The sequence below is a fragment of the Streptomyces sp. NPDC004629 genome, from assembly GCF_042873595.1.
In the GTDB taxonomy this organism is placed as follows: Bacteria; Actinomycetota; Actinomycetes; order Streptomycetales; family Streptomycetaceae; genus Streptomyces.
This window is the reverse complement of the sequence record NZ_JBIALO010000004.1, coordinates 137,067-153,250: the sequence shown is the minus strand read 5'-3', so window position 1 is coordinate 153,250 and position 16,184 is coordinate 137,067. Positions and strand designations below refer to the sequence as shown.

13 protein-coding genes and 1 pseudogene are annotated in these 16,184 nt (G+C 73.4%); 6 read left to right on the top strand and 8 right to left on the bottom strand.

The genetic code is table 11. The annotated features are described in order from the left end of the window. The first annotated feature begins 96 nt into the window (after nucleotides 1–96). From ACFYTE_RS07745 to ACFYTE_RS07735, 3 genes are all read left to right on the top strand, one after another. Nucleotides 97–552, top strand: a complete 456-nt coding sequence (locus ACFYTE_RS07745; RefSeq protein ID WP_388706274.1) for a helix-turn-helix transcriptional regulator — start codon at nucleotides 97–99, stop codon at nucleotides 550–552. Between the two features lie 10 nt (nucleotides 553–562). After that, nucleotides 563–979 (top strand): VOC family protein, encoded by a 417-nt coding sequence (locus ACFYTE_RS07740; RefSeq protein WP_388706272.1) that lies wholly within the window; start codon nucleotides 563–565, stop codon nucleotides 977–979. 135 nt (nucleotides 980–1,114) lie between these two features. Next, on the top strand, nucleotides 1,115–2,320 hold the full coding sequence (locus ACFYTE_RS07735; protein WP_388706269.1) for a hypothetical protein: 1,206 nt from the start codon (nucleotides 1,115–1,117) through the stop codon (nucleotides 2,318–2,320). Nucleotides 2,321–2,460: 140 nt separating this feature from the next. On the opposite strand, the gene katG is transcribed toward ACFYTE_RS07735, so the two are convergent. The 4 genes and pseudogenes from katG to ACFYTE_RS07715 form a co-directional block, all read right to left on the bottom strand. Beyond that, a complete protein-coding gene (katG, locus tag ACFYTE_RS07730) occupies nucleotides 2,461–4,683 on the bottom strand; it encodes a catalase/peroxidase HPI (RefSeq protein ID WP_388706266.1) in 2,223 nt (740 codons plus the stop codon). Between the two features lie 32 nt (nucleotides 4,684–4,715). Then, nucleotides 4,716–5,153 carry a Fur family transcriptional regulator gene (locus ACFYTE_RS07725; protein WP_388706264.1) on the bottom strand — a complete coding sequence of 146 codons (438 nt, stop codon included), beginning with the start codon at nucleotides 5,151–5,153 and terminating at the stop codon, nucleotides 4,716–4,718. An 874-nt stretch (nucleotides 5,154–6,027) separates the two neighbouring features. Then, a pseudogene (locus tag ACFYTE_RS07720) lies at nucleotides 6,028–6,351 on the bottom strand (TIGR03668 family PPOX class F420-dependent oxidoreductase); the annotation flags it as partial. 32 nt (nucleotides 6,352–6,383) lie between these two features. Continuing rightward, nucleotides 6,384–7,025 (bottom strand): phosphoribosyltransferase, encoded by a 642-nt coding sequence (locus ACFYTE_RS07715; protein WP_388706261.1) that lies wholly within the window; start codon nucleotides 7,023–7,025, stop codon nucleotides 6,384–6,386. Between the two features lie 175 nt (nucleotides 7,026–7,200). Between ACFYTE_RS07715 and ACFYTE_RS07710 the strand changes: the two genes are divergently transcribed. Then, nucleotides 7,201–7,641 carry an SRPBCC family protein gene (locus ACFYTE_RS07710; RefSeq protein WP_388706259.1) on the top strand — a complete coding sequence of 147 codons (441 nt, stop codon included), beginning with the start codon at nucleotides 7,201–7,203 and terminating at the stop codon, nucleotides 7,639–7,641. An 81-nt stretch (nucleotides 7,642–7,722) separates the two neighbouring features. On the opposite strand, the gene ACFYTE_RS07705 is transcribed toward ACFYTE_RS07710, so the two are convergent. The 4 genes from ACFYTE_RS07705 to ACFYTE_RS07690 all read right to left on the bottom strand — a co-directional run bounded on the left by ACFYTE_RS07705 (nucleotide 7,723) and on the right by ACFYTE_RS07690 (nucleotide 12,910). Next, nucleotides 7,723–8,874, bottom strand: coding sequence for an XdhC family protein (locus ACFYTE_RS07705; RefSeq protein WP_388706256.1), 1,152 nt, complete (start codon nucleotides 8,872–8,874; stop codon nucleotides 7,723–7,725). 162 nt (nucleotides 8,875–9,036) lie between these two features. Next, nucleotides 9,037–11,445, bottom strand: coding sequence for a xanthine dehydrogenase family protein molybdopterin-binding subunit (locus tag ACFYTE_RS07700; protein ID WP_388706253.1), 2,409 nt, complete (start codon nucleotides 11,443–11,445; stop codon nucleotides 9,037–9,039). A gap of 2 nt (nucleotides 11,446–11,447) precedes the next feature. Then, nucleotides 11,448–12,020, bottom strand: coding sequence for a (2Fe-2S)-binding protein (locus ACFYTE_RS07695; protein WP_388706250.1), 573 nt, complete (start codon nucleotides 12,018–12,020; stop codon nucleotides 11,448–11,450). Then, entirely contained in the window at nucleotides 12,020–12,910 is an 891-nt protein-coding gene (locus tag ACFYTE_RS07690; RefSeq protein WP_388706247.1) for an FAD binding domain-containing protein, read from the bottom strand. The genes ACFYTE_RS07695 and ACFYTE_RS07690 overlap by 1 nt, the downstream gene beginning before the upstream one ends. 342 nt (nucleotides 12,911–13,252) lie before the next feature. On the opposite strand from ACFYTE_RS07690, the gene ACFYTE_RS07685 reads away from it, so the two are divergent. Both ACFYTE_RS07685 and ACFYTE_RS07680 read left to right on the top strand, forming a co-directional pair. Next, nucleotides 13,253–14,989, top strand: a complete 1,737-nt coding sequence (locus tag ACFYTE_RS07685) for a PucR family transcriptional regulator (protein ID WP_388706244.1) — start codon at nucleotides 13,253–13,255, stop codon at nucleotides 14,987–14,989. 167 nt (nucleotides 14,990–15,156) lie between these two features. After that, nucleotides 15,157–15,924 carry a hypothetical protein gene (locus ACFYTE_RS07680; RefSeq protein WP_388706242.1) on the top strand — a complete coding sequence of 256 codons (768 nt, stop codon included), beginning with the start codon at nucleotides 15,157–15,159 and terminating at the stop codon, nucleotides 15,922–15,924. Nucleotides 15,925–16,184 lie beyond the last annotated feature (260 nt).

Genomic DNA, 16,184 nt, shown 5'->3' with positions numbered 1-16,184 from the left:
GGTCAAGGCATGCCTGACCGGGGCGGCGGTGTCGGGGCCGGGCCCCGTGGCGGCGGGCGGTGGGGGTTGTCGGTGGGGCGTGCGATGCTGGGGCGCGTGACACTTGAGGACCTGGTGAGACTGCGGCGCGCCCGGGATGTGATGGACCGCGACTACGCCCGGCCGCTGGACGTGCCCGCGCTGGCCGCCGTCGCCCTCATGTCGCCCGGACACTTCTCCCGCAGCTTCCGCGCCGCGTTCGGTGAGACGCCGTACAGCTATCTGATGACCCGCCGTATCGAGCGTGCCAAGGCGTTGCTGCGGCGGGGCGACCTGAGCGTGACGGAGGTCTGCTTCGAGGTGGGCTGTACGTCCCTGGGGTCGTTCAGCTCGCGCTTCACCGAGTTGGTCGGGGAGAGCCCGAGCGCGTACCGGGCCCGCGCGCACGACGCGGGCGCCGCGATCCCGGCGTGCATGGCCAAGATCTTCACACGCCCGGTCAGAAACGGCCGGCCGGGCCCGGGCGGGCAACCGGTCAGGATCGAAGAAGCGGATCCGGGCATCACCTCGTAGCGTCGGTGGCATGAACATCAAGCTGTCCACGTGCTTCATCGCAGTCGACGACCATGACAAGGCGCTCGCCTTCTACCGTGACGTCCTCGGTCTGGAGGTGCGCAACGACGTCGCCTTCGAGGGGATGCGCTGGGTGACCGTAGGTTCGCCCGCGCAGCCGGACGTGGAGATCGTCCTCGAACCGCCGCTCGCCGATCCCAACGCCTCGCCGGCCGACCGGCAGGCCATGGCGGAACTGCTGGCCAAGGGTCTGCTGCGCGGCGTGATCTTCTCCACCGACGATGTCGACGCCACCTTCGAACGGATCCGAGCCGCCGGCGGCGAGGTCCTGCAGGAGCCGATCGACCAGCCCTACGGCGTCCGGGACTGCGCCTTCCGCGACCCGGCCGGCAACATGCTCCGCTTCAACCAGCCCCGCACCCGCTGACGCCCCGGCCGTCTTCAGGGGCGGCTCTTACCGAGGGCGCTCCTGTCGGGGGCTCTCCCCCCAGGGACGTATACGGCGGGTAAGAAGGGCGGAGTCCGGATTGCGTGCGGTGCGGGGCGTGTTCAAGGTCAAAGGGTGAGCACGCCTTCCGCACCGCTTCCCGAACCCGCCGTGCCGTACCCGCCGGTGCGGCGTCCCGCGGCCCGGCGGCCCTGGCACCCGGCCCCGGCCGGCCTGCTCCCGGCCCTCGCCGTGTTCCTGGCCGTCCGCGCCGCCGGTGTCGTCGCGGTCGTCGTGACGAGCCGGCTGTACGGCCGGCCGGTCACGAAGAACCTCGCCCACTCCTGGGACTCCAACTGGTACCTGCACATCGCCACGCACGGCTACGGACATCTGATCTGGATCACCCCGACGGGCGACGTGCAGACCGACTGGGCGTTCTTCCCGCTGTATCCGACCCTGATCCGGGCGGTCACGGCCGTGCTGCCCCTCTCACCGGGCGGGGCCGCTCTGCTGATCGCGTGGTGCGCGGCGGTGGTGGCCGCCTGCGGGATCTACGCCGTCGGCCACCGGCTGTACGGGCGTGCCGTCGCCACCGCGTGGGTGGCGCTGTGGGCTTCGCTGCCGCACTCGGTCGTCCTCACCCTCGCCTACACCGAGCCGCTGTTCGCCGCGCTCGCGGCCTGGTGCCTGTATGCCGTGCTCACGGACCGCTGGCTGACGGCCGGGGTGCTCGCGGCCCTGGCCGGGCTGTCCCGGCCGAACGGCATCGCCGCGGCCGTGGCGGTCGTCGCGGCGGCCGGGTACGCGGTCCTGCGGTGCCGCGGTCGGGTTCCGGCCGGGCTGTGGGTGGGTGCCGTCCTCGCCCCGCTGGGCTGGGCGGGCTATGTGCTGTGGGTGGGGCGGCGGACCGGGGATCTGCTGCACGGCTACTTCCGGGTGCAGAGCGCCTGGAGTTCCCGCCTCGACTTCGGCAGGGGCGCCCTGCGCTTCCTCAAGGCGCTGTTCCTGCACGGCGGCGGGGTCGTCTATCCGCTGGCCCTGGTGGTCGTGGCCGCCGGGGTGGTGCTGTTCGGCCTGCTGTGTCTGGGGCGTGCCCCGCTGCCGCTGGTGGTGTTCGCGGGCACGCTGCTCCTCATGGTGGTGGCGGTGTCGGGGCCGTTCGCGTCCAAGCCCCGTTTCCTGCTGCCCGCGTTCCCGCTCCTCGTCCCCCTCGCCCTGGCGCTCGTGCGGACCTGGCGCACGAAACGGGCGAGGGCGCTGCTGCTGGGCGGCACGCTGACGGCCGTGTCACTCGCGTACGGGACGTTCCTGGCGGCGGTCGCCCGTCAGCCCCTGTGACGCCACACGCGAATAAGGTGACGTCCGGGCCGGCCACCGTGGGCCGGCCCGGACGTCCGGTCGTCACCGTCGGAACACCCGAACGGTCAGAACAGTCTGAGCGGTCGGAGCGGTCGGAGCGGTCTGAGCGGTCGGAACGATCAGGCGAGGTCGAACCGGTCGAGGTTCATGACCTTCGTCCAGGCGGCGACGAAGTCCGTCACGAACTTCTCCTTCGCGTCGTCGCCGGCGTAGACCTCGGCGAGCGCACGCAGCTCGGAGTTGGAGCCGAACACGAGGTCGGCGCGGGTGCCGGTCCACTTGACCGCGCCGGTGGCGGCGTCCCGGCCCTCGAAGGTGGTCTGGTCCTCCGAGGTCGCCTTCCACGTGGTGCCCAGGTCCAGCAGGTTGACGAAGAAGTCGTTGGTCAGGGTGCCGGGGGTGTCGGTGAAGACGCCGTGCTTCGAGTTGTCGTGGTTCGCGCCCAGGACGCGCAGACCACCGACGAGGACCGTCAGCTCGGGGGCGCTCAGGGTGAGCAGGTTCGCCCGGTCGAGGAGCAGGTACTCGGCCGGCAGCCGGTTGCTCTTGCCGAGGTAGTTGCGGAACCCGTCGGCGGTCGGCTCCAGCGCGGCGAACGACTCCGCGTCGGTGTGCTCCTCCGTCGCGTCGACGCGGCCCGGGGCGAAGGCGACCTCCACGTCGTGACCGGCGTCCTTGGCGGCCTTCTCCACGGCGGCGCTGCCGCCGAGCACGATCAGGTCGGCCAGGGCGACCTTCTTGGCGCCGGAGTTGAACTCCTGCTGAATGCCCTCCAGGGTGCGCAGCACCGTCGCCAGCTCGCCCGGGTTGTTCACCTCCCAGCCGCTCTGCGGCTGAAGCCGGATGCGGGCGCCGTTGGCGCCGCCGCGCTTGTCGCTGCCGCGGAAGGTGGACGCCGAGGCCCATGCGGTGGAGACCAGCTGCGCGACCGTCAGGCCCGAGTCGAGCAGCTTGGCCTTGAGCGCGGCGATGTCCGCGGCGTCGATGGTCTCGCCCTCGGCGGCCGGCAGCGGGTCCTGCCACAGCAGGGTCTCCTCGGGCACCTCCGGGCCGAGGAACAGCGACTTCGGGCCCAGGTCACGGTGGGTCAGCTTGTACCAGGCCCGAGCGAAGGCGTCCGCGAACTCCGCGGGGTTCTCGTGGAAGCGGCGGGAGATCGGCTCGTAGACCGGGTCGAAGCGCAGTGCCAGGTCGGTGGTGAGCATCGCCGGGGCGATCTTCTTCGAGGGGTCGTGGGCGGCGGGCACCGTGCCCTCGCCCGCGCCGTCCTTCGGCTTCCACTGCTTGGCGCCGGACGGGCTCTCGGTCAGCTCCCACTCGTAGCCGAACAGGTTGTCGAAGAAGCCGTTGCTCCACCGGGTGGGGGTGCTGGTCCAGGTGACCTCAAGGCCGGAGGTGATGGTGTCCGCGCCCTTGCCGGTGCCGTAGCTGTTCTTCCAGCCGAGGCCCTGCTCCTCGAACGAGGCGGCCTCGGGGTCGGGGCCGACGGCGTCCGCCGGGCCGGCGCCGTGGGTCTTGCCGAAGGTGTGGCCGCCGGCGATCAGGGCGACGGTCTCCTCGTCGTTCATCGCCATGCGGCGGAACGTCTCACGGATGTCGCGGGCCGCGGCGATCGGGTCCGGGTTGCCGTTGGGGCCCTCCGGGTTGACGTAGATGAGGCCCATCTGGACGGCGCCGAGCGGGTTCTCAAGCTCGCGGTCGCCGGTGTAGCGCTGGTCGCCGAGCCAGGTGGTCTCGGGACCCCAGTAGACGTCCTCCTCCGGCTCCCAGACGTCCACCCGGCCGCCGCCGAAGCCGAAGGTCTCGAAGCCCATGGACTCCAGGGCCACGTTGCCGGCGAGGACCAGCAGGTCGGCCCAGGACAGGCTCTGGCCGTACTTCTTCTTGACCGGCCACAGCAGGCGGCGGGCCTTGTCCAGGTTGGCGTTGTCCGGCCAGCTGTTGAGCGGGGCGAAGCGCTGCTGGCCGGCGCCGGCGCCGCCGCGGCCGTCGCTGATCCGGTAGGTGCCGGCGCTGTGCCAGGCCATGCGGATGATGAACGGGCCGTAGTGGCCGAAGTCGGCGGGCCACCAGTCCTGAGAGGTCGTCAGCACGTCCTCGATGTCCCGCTTGACGGCCGGGAGGTCGAGGGACTTGAAGGCCTCGGCGTAGTCGAAATCCGCGCCGAGCGGGTTGGCCACGGCGGGGTTCTTCGCAAGGATCTTCAGATTGAGCCGCTCCGGCCACCACTGGCGGTTGCCGCCGCCCTGCGTCGGGTGCGGGGCGCGACCGTGCGCGACCGGGCAGCCGCCTGTCTCCTCCGTTTTCGGGTCGGTGACGATTGCCTCATGGTTCTCGGACATGGAAATCCTTCCAGGCTGGGCGGATCTTGTGCTCAGGAACTGCGGGCGGTGGAACAACCGGGGCACAGGCCCCAGTAGATGACCTCGGCCTCGTCGATGGCGTAGCCGTGGTCGTCGGAGGCGGTCAGGCAGGGGGCGTCGCCGACCGCGCAGTCGACGTCGGCGACGGCACCGCACGACCGGCAGATGAGGTGGTGGTGGTTGTCGCCGACACGGCCCTCGAACCGGGCGGGGCTGCCCGCCGGTTCGATACGGCGTATGAGTCCGGCCCCGGTGAGGGCGTGCAGGCCCTCGTACACGGCCTGGAGGGAGATGTGACCGACACGCTCGCGCACCCCGGAGGCGATGGTGTCGACGCCGAGGTGGTCGCCGTGCCGGACGGTGTCGAGCAGTGCGACGCGGGCGGCCGTCACGCGCAGACCGGCACCGCGCAGCTCGTCGGCGGCGGTCGGAGGCGGGGCTGCGGTCATGGCGGTCAACCTACCGCCCCAAAGGCGAACCATTCAAGAAAAGGAGCTGTACAAGTCTTGTGCCCGGCAACGGCCCCCGTTCACGCACCCCGCGCCACGGGCCTCCGGCCGCAGGGGGCTCTGCTGTGCAGCGCGCGGCCGACAGGCAGGTCGTGGGCCGGGTTGTCGTCAGGGCCGCAGCACTGGCATGGGCCGGACCGCGGCGGGGGTTCGACGGATGCCGCGCAAGGCCTCACTTCGAGCGCGGCGTGGTGGCCCCGGGACCGTCTTCCGCCGTGCCTGGGCCGTGCCGCGCGTTCGGCCACCGGGTGCGCCCCGGACGTCGGGCGTCCTGCCGCGGTCGCTCCTCGGCGGCGCCGCCGACGGGCCCGGGTCGGGCCCGCCTCCCGGCCGCCGAAGACCGCCACGGCCGGTTGACATGCCGAGGGGGGCGGCGCGTGGCGAGGCGCAGCAGTGCGGGCTCTGTCCGGTGCGGCGGCGGGTACCCCGTCCAGGCCGTGGGCGGCGCGGGCAGTGCCCGACGCGGGGTCCGGCGCGGCGCTCAGGCCGTGGGGCCCGCCCGCCAGCCGGTCCAGCGCAGCACGGTGACGGCCACGACCGGTCCGGTCGGCGGGTGGTCGCGGTACTGCGGGTACTTGTCGCACAGCAGGCCGAGCGCGGCCCGCCGCTCGGCCCGCACGGCGGCGTCGTCGTCATCGGCGTCGGCGACCGCGTCGGCGTCGGCGTCGGCGTCGGCCGCGTCGTCGGCGTCGGCGTCGGCATGGGCATCGGCCGCATCGTCGGCATCGTCGGCATCGGCATGGGCACCGGCCGCATCGCCGGCATCGTCGGCATCGGCATGGGCACCGGCCGCATCGCCGGCATCGGCATCGGCGGGCGCGGCGGGGGGCAGGACGCAGGCCTCGCCGTCGGCACGGACCCACCACAGCCGGCCCCAGTCCTCGCCGTACGAGTCCACCAGCAGGCACACGGCGGGCCGGGCGGCGATGTTGCGCAGCCGCTTCAGCCGGGTCGTGGTCTTCGGCTTGCTGTCCACGGCCATGACGATGCCGTCGGCGCCGGACCCGTCCGTCCCGACCCGCACCGCGAACACGACCGGCACCAGATGGGGCCGGCCCGCCTCGTCGACCGTCGCGAGCCGTGCCACGCGGGCGGCGGTGAACCGCCGTCGCGCCTCCTCCGCCGGCAGCTGCGGCACCCTGGGCCTCCTCGGTTTCCGTGCGCGGCGCGTCAGCTCGTGTGCAGCGCGTCGATCACGTCGTCGTCGGTGAGCTGTCCGAACTCGTCGTACCACTGGCCGACGGAGCTGAAGGAGTACGGCGCGTACAGGCACACGATGTCGTCCGCCTCGGTGCGCAGGGCGTCGAGCGACTCGGGCGCGCCGACGGGGACGGCGAGGACGAGCCGCGCGGGCGCCTGGCGGCGGACATGGCGCAGCGCGGCGCGCGCCGTGGAGCCGGTGGCCAGCCCGTCGTCGACGACGATCACCGTGCGGCCGGCCAGCCCGGGCGGCGGGCGGCCCCCGCGGTAGCGCCGCTCACGACGGTGCAGTTCCGTCCGTTCCCGGGCCACCGCGGGGGCGAGGCGTTCCTCGCTCAGACCGAGCCGCTGAAGGCTGTGCTCGTCGTAGAGGGGAGGATCGTCGCCCGCGATCGCGCCGATGCCGAACTCCTCGTGCTGCGGGGCGCCGATCTTGCGGACGAGCAGCACGTCGAGCGGGGCGCCGAGGGCCCGCGCGATCTCCGCGGCCACCGTGACGCCGCCGCGGGGCAGGGCCAGTACGACGGGGTCCGGCAGGCCGCCCCGCTCGCGCAGGGCGGACAGCCGCCCGGCGAGTTCCCGTCCGGCCTGGCTTCGGTCCTGGAACCGCATGGTCGGTCCTCTCCGCCGGAGGTGGGGCTCCCCCTGCCTCCCATGGTGATACGACGACCCACCGAGGGCTATACACCTTGTGCGTGCATCCGCTCCGCACACCCTGCCGATGACGGACGGCCGAACGGACCGCTGGACGCGCCCTGCCCGCCGGGTGGTTCCCTAAGATCGTCCCGTGGTCGGCTTCCTCCTCCAGCGCACGCCACCGCTTCCCCTCGACGAGGCGTGGCGCCGGCTCACCGAGTGGCCCCGGCACGGCGACGCGGTGCCACTGACCCGCGTCACCGTGGTCACCGATCCGCCGACCGGGGTGGGCACGCGCGTCGTGGCCCGCACGGGCATCGGACCGTTCGCCTTCGACGACCCGATGGAGGTCACGGTGTGGTGCCCGCCGGCCGACGGCAGGCCCGGGCTCGTCCGCCTGACGAAGCGGGGCCGGGTGGTCCTCGGCTGGGCGGAACTGGAGGTCCGTCCGGGCCCCGGCGGCCGCACCCGGGTGCTGTGGCGGGAGGAACTGCGCGTCCGCGGGCTCCCGGCGCTCTTCGACCCCCTGCTGGTCCGGGTCTCCCGGGCCGTCTTCGGACGAGCCGTCGACTCCCTGCTCAGGAAGGGCTGAGGAACCCCGTCCCGAACCGGCGGTGCCGGACGGGCACGTGGCGGCGGCGCGTACGTCGTGGCGTTCCGTCGCCGGCCCCGGTCAGGCCACCGGGTCGATGCGGTGGGGCGGGGGCGCGACGGGGTCGCGGTGGATCGGGGTGCGGACGCCGGTGAGAGAGGCGCCGGTGCCGCCGCGACGGTTCGCCACGATCTCCGACGCGATCGACAGGGCCGTCTCCTCGGGCGTGCGGGCACCGAGGTCGAGGCCGATCGGGGAACGCAGCCGGGCCAGTTCGAGTTCGGTGACGCCGGCCTCGCGCAGCCGCTCGTTGCGATCCAGGTGGGTGCGGCGTGAGCCCATCGCGCCGACGTACGCGACCGGCAGGCGCAGCGCCGACCGGAGCAGCGGTACGTCGAACCTGGCGTCGTGGGTGAGGACGCACAGCACGGTCCGGCCGTCGACGGCGGTCCGCTCCAGATACCGGTGCGGCCATTCCACGACGATCTCGTCGGCCTCGGGGAACCGGGCCCGCGTCGCGAAGACAGGACGGGCGTCGCACACCGTCACGTGGTAGTCGAGGAACTTGCCGATCCGCACCAGCGCCGACGCGAAGTCGACCGCGCCGAAGACGATCAACCGGGGCGGCGGCACGGACGACTCGACCAGGACGGTGAGCGGCGCCCCGCAGCAGGAGCCCCGCTCGCCGATCTCCAGAGTGCCGGTGCGGCCCGCGTCCAGGAAGGCGCGGGCCTCGGCGGCGACGGTGCGATCCAGTTCCGGGTGGCCGCCGAAGCCCCCTTCGAAGCCGCCGTCGGCGCGCACGAGCAGCGCCCGCCCGACCGGCCCGGCCTGGCCCGCGACGATCCGCGCGAGCGCCACCGCCTCGCCGCACGCGGCGGCGGCCAGCGCGGCGGCGGCCACCGGGCGGACGGGATCGGCCGCGCGCACCGGTGTGACCAGGACGTCGATGACGCCGCCGCAGGTCAGGCCGACGGCGAAGGCGTCCGCGTCGCTGTGGCCGAAGCGTTCGAGGACACTCTCGCCGTCCTGGAGCGCCTGCCGGCACAGCTCGTACACGGCGCCCTCCACACAGCCGCCGGAGACCGAGCCGATCGCGGTGCCGTCGGCGTCCACGGCGAGGGCGGCGCCGGGCAGCCGCGGCGCGCTGCCACCGACCGCGACCACGGTGGCCACAGCGACATCACGCCCCCGCCCGACCCACCGGTTCAACTCCCCGGCGATCTCCAACATGCCACCACCCTCCCCACGAAAGACACCCCCATGGGGCACGACGCGCTAGCAAACATGCGGCTCAACCGGCGCGCCCCAAAGGGGCGCGGGGAACTGCGCGACCAGCCACACCGAACCCGCAGCCGAAGACCACAGATGACACCCGCAGCCAATGCCGGCCGGTCACAGCCAACCCAGCCGAGAACTCCCGCAAACCGGCAGAGCCACGTGCTCCGGCCGGACCGGCACCCTGTTCAGCTCCAGCCCGGTCGCGTCCCGGATCGCCGCGAGGACGGCCGGGGTCGAGGACAGGGTGGGGGCCTCGCCGACCCCGCGCAGCCCGTACGGCGCGTGCTCGTCGGCGAGTTCGAGCACGTCGACGGGGATGGTCGGCGTGTCCAGGATGGTGGGGATCAGATAGTCCGTGAAGGACGGGTTCCTCACCTTCGCCGTCACCGGGTCCACGATGATCTCCTCCATCACCGCGATGCCCAGGCCCTGCGTGGTGCCGCCCTGGATCTGGCCGAGGACCGACAGCGGGTTGAGCGCCTTGCCGACGTCCTGGGCGCAGGCCAGCTCGACGACCTTGACCAGGCCCAGCTCGGTGTCGACCTCCACGACGGCGCGGTGCGCGGCGAAGGAGTACTGCACATGGCCGTTGCCCTGGCCGGTGCGCAGGTCGAAGGGCTCGGTGGGCCGGTGCCGCCACCGCGCCTCCACCTCCACGGTCTCGTCCTCCAGGACGTCCACCAGGTCGGCGAGCACCTCACCGCCGTCGGTGACGACCTTGCCGCCCTCCAGCAGCAGTTCGGCCGTCGCCCAGGCGGGGTGGTACGCGCCGAACTTGCGGCGCCCCAGCTCCAGGACCCGCTCGCGCACCAGCTCGCAGGCGTTCTTGACGGCGCCGCCGGTGACGTACGTCTGCCGGGAGGCCGAGGTCGAACCGGCGCTGCCCACCTGTGTGTCGGCGGGGTGGATGGTCACCTGGGTGACGCCCAGTTCGGTGCGGGCGATCTGCGCGTGGACGGTGACGCCGCCCTGGCCGACCTCGGCCATCGCCGTGTGCACGGTGGCCACCGGCCGGCCGCCGGCGACCTCCATCCGGACCTTTGCGGTCGAGTAGTCGTCGAAGCCCTCGGAGAAGCCGACGTTCTTGATGCCGACCGCGTAGCCGACGCCGCGTACGACGCCTTCTCCGTGGGTCGTGTTGGACAGGCCGCCGGGCAGCTGCCGTACGTCGACGCCCTCGCTGCTCTCCCACTGGCGCTCCGGCGGCATCGGCATCGCCTTGACGCGGCGCAGCAGTTCGGCGACCGGGGCGGGCGAGTCGACCCGCTGCCCGGTCGGCATGACGGTGCCCTGTTCCATCGCGTTCAGCCGGCGGAACTCCACCGGGTCCATGCCCAGCCGGGCGGCGACCTTGTCCATCTGCGCCTCGTACGCGAAGCACGCCTGGACCGCGCCGAAGCCGCGCATCGCACCGCACGGCGGGTTGTTGGTGTACAGCGCGATGGCCTCGATCTCGACGTCGTCGACGGCGTACGGGCCGATACCGAGGGAGGCGGCGTTGCCGACGACGGCCGGTGAGGCGGAGGCGTAGGCGCCGCCGTCGAGCACGATCCGGCATGTCACATGGGTGAGCCTGCCGTCCTTCGTGGCGCCGTGTTCGTAGTGCAGCCGGGCCGGGTGGCGGTGGACATGCCCGAAGAAGGACTCGAAGCGGTTGTAGACGATCTTGACCGGCTTGCCGGTGCGGAGCGCCAGCAGGCAGGCGTGGATCTGCATCGACAGGTCCTCGCGGCCGCCGAACGCGCCGCCGACGCCGGACAGCGTCATCCGGACCTTGTCCTCGGGCAGACCGAGCACGGGCGCGATCTGACGCAGGTCGGAGTGGAGCCACTGGGTGGCCACGTAGAGGTGGACGCCGCCGTCCTCCTCGGGCACGGCGAGGCCCGACTCGGGGCCGAGGAACGCCTGGTCCTGCATGCCGAAGCAGTAGTCACCCGAGACGATCACGTCGGCCTTCTCGGCGGCCTTGGCCGCGTCGCCGCGGACGATCGGCTGCCGGTGGACGACGTTCGGGTGCGGGACGTGGGCGGCGTGCGGGTCGGTGCGGTTCTCGTGGACGAGGAGCGCGTCCGGGGCGGTCGCGGAGGCCTCGTCGGTGATGACGGGCAGTTCCCGGTAGTCGACCTTGATCCGGGCGGCGGCGCGGCGCGCGGTCTCCGGGTGGTCGGCGGCGACGATCGCGACCGGCTCGCCGTGGTGGCGCACCTTGCCGTGGGCCAGGACGGGGGTGTCCCGGATCTCCAGGCCGTAGTGCTTCACGTCGGCCGGCAGGTCGTCGTACGTCAGCACGGCATACACGCCCGGGGTGGCCAGGGCCTCGCTCGTGTCGATCGACACGATCTCGGCGTGCGCGCGCGTGGAGCGCAGGATCTGGCCCCAGAGCATGTCCTCGTGCCACATGTCGGACGAGTAGGCGAACTCTCCGGTGACCTTGAGGATGCCGTCGGGACGGAGCGTGGACTCGCCGATGCCGCCCTTGGTGCGAGTGCCCTGCGTGATCTTGCTGGGGGCGCCGTTGGGCATGCTCAGACCCCCTCGGACTGCCGGGCTGCGGCGAGCCGGACCGCGTCCATGATCTTCTCGTAGCCGGTGCAGCGGCACAGGTTGCCCGACAGCGCCTCCCGGATGTCCGCGTCGGTCGGACGGGGGTTGCGCTCCAGCATCTCGTCGGCGGCGACCAGCAGACCGGGGGTGCAGAAGCCGCACTGGACGGCGCCCGCGTCGATGAACGCCCGCTGGACCGGGGAGAGTCCGTCGCCCTCGCCGGTCCGTGCGCCGGTGCCCGCGGACTGCCGGCGCCCGGCCTCATCGAGCGGTGTGCCGCGGTCGGGCGCCGCACACGACCGCTGCCGGGCGTACTCCGCCAGGCCCTCGACGGTGACCACCTCACGGCCCTCGACCTGCCCGGCGGCGACCAGGCACGCGCATACCGGCACGCCGTCCAGGCGGACCGTGCACGAGCCGCACTCGCCCTGCTCGCAGGCGTTCTTTGAGCCGGGCAGGCCGAGGCGCTCCCTGAGCACGTACAGCAGGGACTCGCCCTCCCAGACGTCGTCCGCCTGCTGGGGCCGTCCGTTGACGGTGAAGTTGACGCGCATCAGGCAGCTCCCTCGGTGGTGCGGCGGCTGCCGCGGTACGACTCCCAGGTCCAGGTGAGCGTCCGGCGGGCCATGACGCCGACCGCGTGCCGGCGGTAGCTCGCGGTGCCCCGGACGTCGTCGATCGGATTGCAGGCGGCGGCGCACAGGTCGGCGAACCGCCGGGCGACGGAAGGGGTGATGATCTTGCCGTTGTCCCAGAAGCCGTCCTCCTCCAGCGCCGCGTTCAGGAACTCCTCGGCGGCCTTCGCCCGGACGGGCGTCGGGGCGGCCGAGCCGATGCCGGTGCGGACGGTCCGGGTCTCGGGGTGCAGCGCGAGCCCGAAGGCGCACACCGCGATCACCATGGCGTTGCGGGTGCCGACCTTGGAGTACTGCTGCGGCCCGTCGGCCTTCTTGATGTGCACCGCGCGGATCAGCTCGTCCGGGGCGAGGGCGTTGCGCTTCACACCGGTGTAGAAGGCGTCGATCGGGATCAGCCGGGTGCCGCGCACGGACTCGGCCTCCACCTCGGCGCCCGCGGCGAGCAGCGCGGGGTGGGCGTCGCCGGCCGGGGAGGCGGTGCCCAGGTTGCCGCCGACGCCGCCGCGGTTGCGGATCTGCGGGGAGGCGACCGTGTGCGAGGCGAGCGCGAGGCCGGGCAGTTCGGCGCGCAGATGCTCCATGATCCCCGCGTACGGGACGGAGGCGCCCAGCCGCACGGTGTCCGCGCCGACCTCCCACTCGTAGAGGTCGGCGATCCGGTTGAGGTCGAGGAGGTACTCGGGCCGCCGGTGGTCGAAGTTGATCTCGACCATCACGTCGGTGCCGCCCGCGATCGGCACGGCGGTGGGGTGCTCCGCCTTCGCGGCGAGCGCCTCGTCCCAGTCGGCGGGGCGAAGGAAGTCCATGAACGGCTCTCTTCTTCGTCATGTGCGGCGTACAGATCGAGCCCGTCCATGTGCGCGGGCCCGGCTCGTTCATGTGCTGTTCACGCGGACCGGTGTCAGTACACAGCGCCGTGCTCCGAGCGGGTCAGTCACCGAAACCATGAAGGAGTTGGCTGGCCAGGGCGCACATCTTGTAGATTCGTATGAAACGGAGGTCATCGGTAACCACTCCGTTTCCCCAAGGAAACACGGGACACAGCCGGGCCGCCGTGGAGAGCGGTTCGCGCACCGGTCGCCGCGTTCCTCCCCCTACTCCCCACAAGGTTCATCGTTGGTTTCGAGACACAGAACGGCGGCGACGACATGCGGCTGCGCGCACTGCTGGACACCGATGCGCTGGGCCTGCGGCTGCTCGGCGGCGAGGACGAGCTGGACCGGACCGTGCGGGGCGTGATGACCACCGACCTGCGGGACCCGAGCCGCTACCTCTCGGGCGGTGAGCTGGTGCTGACGGGGCTGGCCTGGCGCCGGGACGCCACCGACTCCGAACGGTTCGTACGGATCCTGGTGCAGGCCGGGGTCACCGCCCTGGCCGCCGGCGAGGCCGAGCTGGGTGCCGTCCCGGACGACCTGGTGCTGGCCTGCGCGCGGCACCGGCTGCCGCTGTTCGCGGTGCACGAGTCGGTGGCGTTCGCGACGATCACCGAGCACGTCGTACGTCAGGTGTCCGGTGAGCGCGCCGGTGACCTCGCGGCCGTCGTGGACCGGCACCGGCGGATGATGACCGCGGGCCCGGCGGGCGGCGGCCCTGACGTGGTCCTCGACCTGCTCGGCACCGACCTGGACCTGCGGGCCTGGGTGCTCTCCCCCACCGGCCGGCTCATCGCGGGCTCCAAGACCGCCGGAGCGGACCTGCCGGCCGGGGCGAGCGCCCGGCTGGCCGCCGAGCACCTGGCGGCCGTCCGCACCGGCCGCCGCGGGCCGCACCGGGTGGTCTTCGGAAACGCGACGTACTCCCTCTTCCCGATCCGCTCCGGCGGCCGCTCCCCGCAGGCCGCCCGGGACGTGCGCGAGACGGTGCTGTCGGACTGGCTGCTCGCCGTCGAGGCCGACGCCGGGGACTGGCCCGAGGAACGGCTCGACCTGCTCCAGGGCGTCACCCAGCTGATCGCGGTGGAACGGGATCGGCGGGACGCGGCGCGCACCGTGCGGCGCCGGCTCGCGCAGGAGGTGCTGGAGCTGGTGCAGGCCGGTGTGGCACCCACGGAGATCGCCGCGCGGCTGCGGGTGGCCGCGCCGGTGCTGCTGCCCGGGCTCGGCGCGGCCCCGCACTGGCAGGTGGTGGTGGCCCGGGTCGAGTGGGAGGTGGAGCGGGAAGACGCCGGCGGTCCCGCGGGTGCGCCGGCCGAGGGCGCCGGCAGGCACCGGGCGGGCGGCATCGCGGGCGGTCCGGTCGCCCAGTCGCTGCTGGAGGAGATCCTGGTCGACCCGCTCGCCACCGGGCCCGAGCCGGCCGACCGCATCGCCGTCGCGCACACCGGCGCCGAGGCCGTCGCGCTGGTCCCGCTCCCGGCCGTCTCCGCCGAGCACGACGGCTCGGAGACCGGGGTGGTCGCCGACGCGCTCCTCGCGTCCGTACGCGACCCGCTGACGGCCGGTCTGAACGACGACGGCCGGGTCACCCTGGGCGTCAGTGCGGCGGTGCACTCGGCGGAGGGGCTGCGCGGGGCGCTGGAGGAGGCTCGGCACGCCCGCCGGGTGGCCGCGGCACGCTCCGGGCGGGTGTGTGCGGCGGGCCACCAGGAGCTGGCCTCGCACGTGCTGCTGCTGCCGTTCGTGCCGGACGACGTACGGCGGGCCTTCACCGCCCGGCTCCTGGACCCGCTGCGCGACTACGACCGCCGGCACCGGGCCGAGCTGATCCCGACGCTTGAGGCGTTCCTGGACTGCGACGGCTCCTGGACCCGCTGCGCCGCCCGGCTCCACCTGCACGTCAACACGCTGCGTTACCGGGTCGGCCGGATCGAGCAGTTGACGGGACGGGACCTTTCACGGCTGGAGGACAAGCTCGATTTCTTCCTGGCGCTGCGCATGAGCTGAGGTCACGCGGGCGTGCGCCGGGTGGACTCCGGGTGACGCCCTGTCCCATGACTTTGTGAAATCCTTCACCCAGCCTCTTGGCCCGGCCCCGGAAAGGGTGCTGGAATGCCGCCACCACTCAACAGCTCGACGGCGCGCTCGGGGAGGGCAACGTGGCGCATTCCGCCATGTCTGGTAACGGAACGACCGCCGGTGACGATCCGCTCCAGACCGCGGTATGGCGATTGCGCTCGCGGGCCTGCTGGGCCGACGCGGCGGCTCTGCTCCGGCCGGACACCGCGCCGGCCGCGCTCCAGCGGGCCGGACTGCTGGTCGAGCGCTGTCTGTACACCGAGCGGGGCTGGGCCGAGGCCGAGGACGCGCTGCGTACGGCCGAGGCGGTGGCCCAGAGCGACGAGGAGCGCGGTGCGGCGGCCTGCGAGCGCGGCCAGCTCGCCTACGCGGCCACGCTGCACGGGGTGCGGGACCGGGCGGACGAGGCGCGGGCCGCGCTGGGGCGTGCGGCGGCGCTGATCCCGCCCGGGGCGCCCGGCCGGGCGCTGCTGGACTTCCGCCGGGGTCTGCTGGCCGAGAACCTGGCCCGCTCACCGCAGGCGGCCCGAGCCGCGTACCGGCGCGCCCACGCGAGCGCCGCCGCGCACGCCGACCCGCTGCTCCTGTCCTTCACCTGGCGGCACCTCGCGGGGCTCGCCCTGCGGGACGGCGAGGTGGCCGAGGCGCGCCACGGCTTCGCCGAATCCCTGCGCATCCGCGAGGAGTTGGGCTATCTGGTCGGTACGGCGCCGGCGCTGGCCTCGCTCGCCGAGACCGAGTCCGAGCCGGAGGCGTCCCGCCTGCGCGAGGAGGCCCGCCGCCTGTTCCGCCTCCTCGGCGGCGTACCCACCTGGCTGGCCCAACACCTCACCCCTCCCACCCCGGACACAGCCACAGCCTGACCAGCGCGGTGACACCCGGCGAGAGCGGATACGGCGGCTCGGCGCGCCGCACCCGGTGGCCCGAGAACCACCCCACCCGCCCACCCGACACCCGAACGCAACAACCCCACAGGGGCAGACCCTCCACCCCACCCACGCCTGCACGCCGCCACGCCCCTACGGCAACCCGCCCGAACCGGCGCCACCCCGCGCCCCTCGTCGGGCAGCCGCTGTAGGGCGTAGGGCCGTGCTGCACGGCGCGGTCGGAAAGGCCGCGGCAC

Coding starts and splice junctions, on each gene's coding strand:
- ACFYTE_RS07725 (WP_388706264.1), bottom strand. CDS start 5,153: ATGACCGCAGCCCCGCCTCCGACCGCCGCCGACGAGCTGCGCGGTGCC.
- ACFYTE_RS07690 (WP_388706247.1), bottom strand. CDS start 12,910: ATGGACTTCCTTCGCCCCGCCGACTGGGACGAGGCGCTCGCCGCGAAG.
- ACFYTE_RS07680 (WP_388706242.1), top strand. CDS start 15,157: ATGTCTGGTAACGGAACGACCGCCGGTGACGATCCGCTCCAGACCGCG.
- ACFYTE_RS07700 (WP_388706253.1), bottom strand. CDS start 11,445: ATGCCCAACGGCGCCCCCAGCAAGATCACGCAGGGCACTCGCACCAAG.
- ACFYTE_RS07740 (WP_388706272.1), top strand. CDS start 563: ATGAACATCAAGCTGTCCACGTGCTTCATCGCAGTCGACGACCATGAC.
- ACFYTE_RS07705 (WP_388706256.1), bottom strand. CDS start 8,874: ATGTTGGAGATCGCCGGGGAGTTGAACCGGTGGGTCGGGCGGGGGCGT.
- ACFYTE_RS07695 (WP_388706250.1), bottom strand. CDS start 12,020: ATGCGCGTCAACTTCACCGTCAACGGACGGCCCCAGCAGGCGGACGAC.
- ACFYTE_RS07715 (WP_388706261.1), bottom strand. CDS start 7,025: ATGCGGTTCCAGGACCGAAGCCAGGCCGGACGGGAACTCGCCGGGCGG.
- ACFYTE_RS07685 (WP_388706244.1), top strand. CDS start 13,253: ATGCGGCTGCGCGCACTGCTGGACACCGATGCGCTGGGCCTGCGGCTG.
- katG (WP_388706266.1), bottom strand. CDS start 4,683: ATGTCCGAGAACCATGAGGCAATCGTCACCGACCCGAAAACGGAGGAG.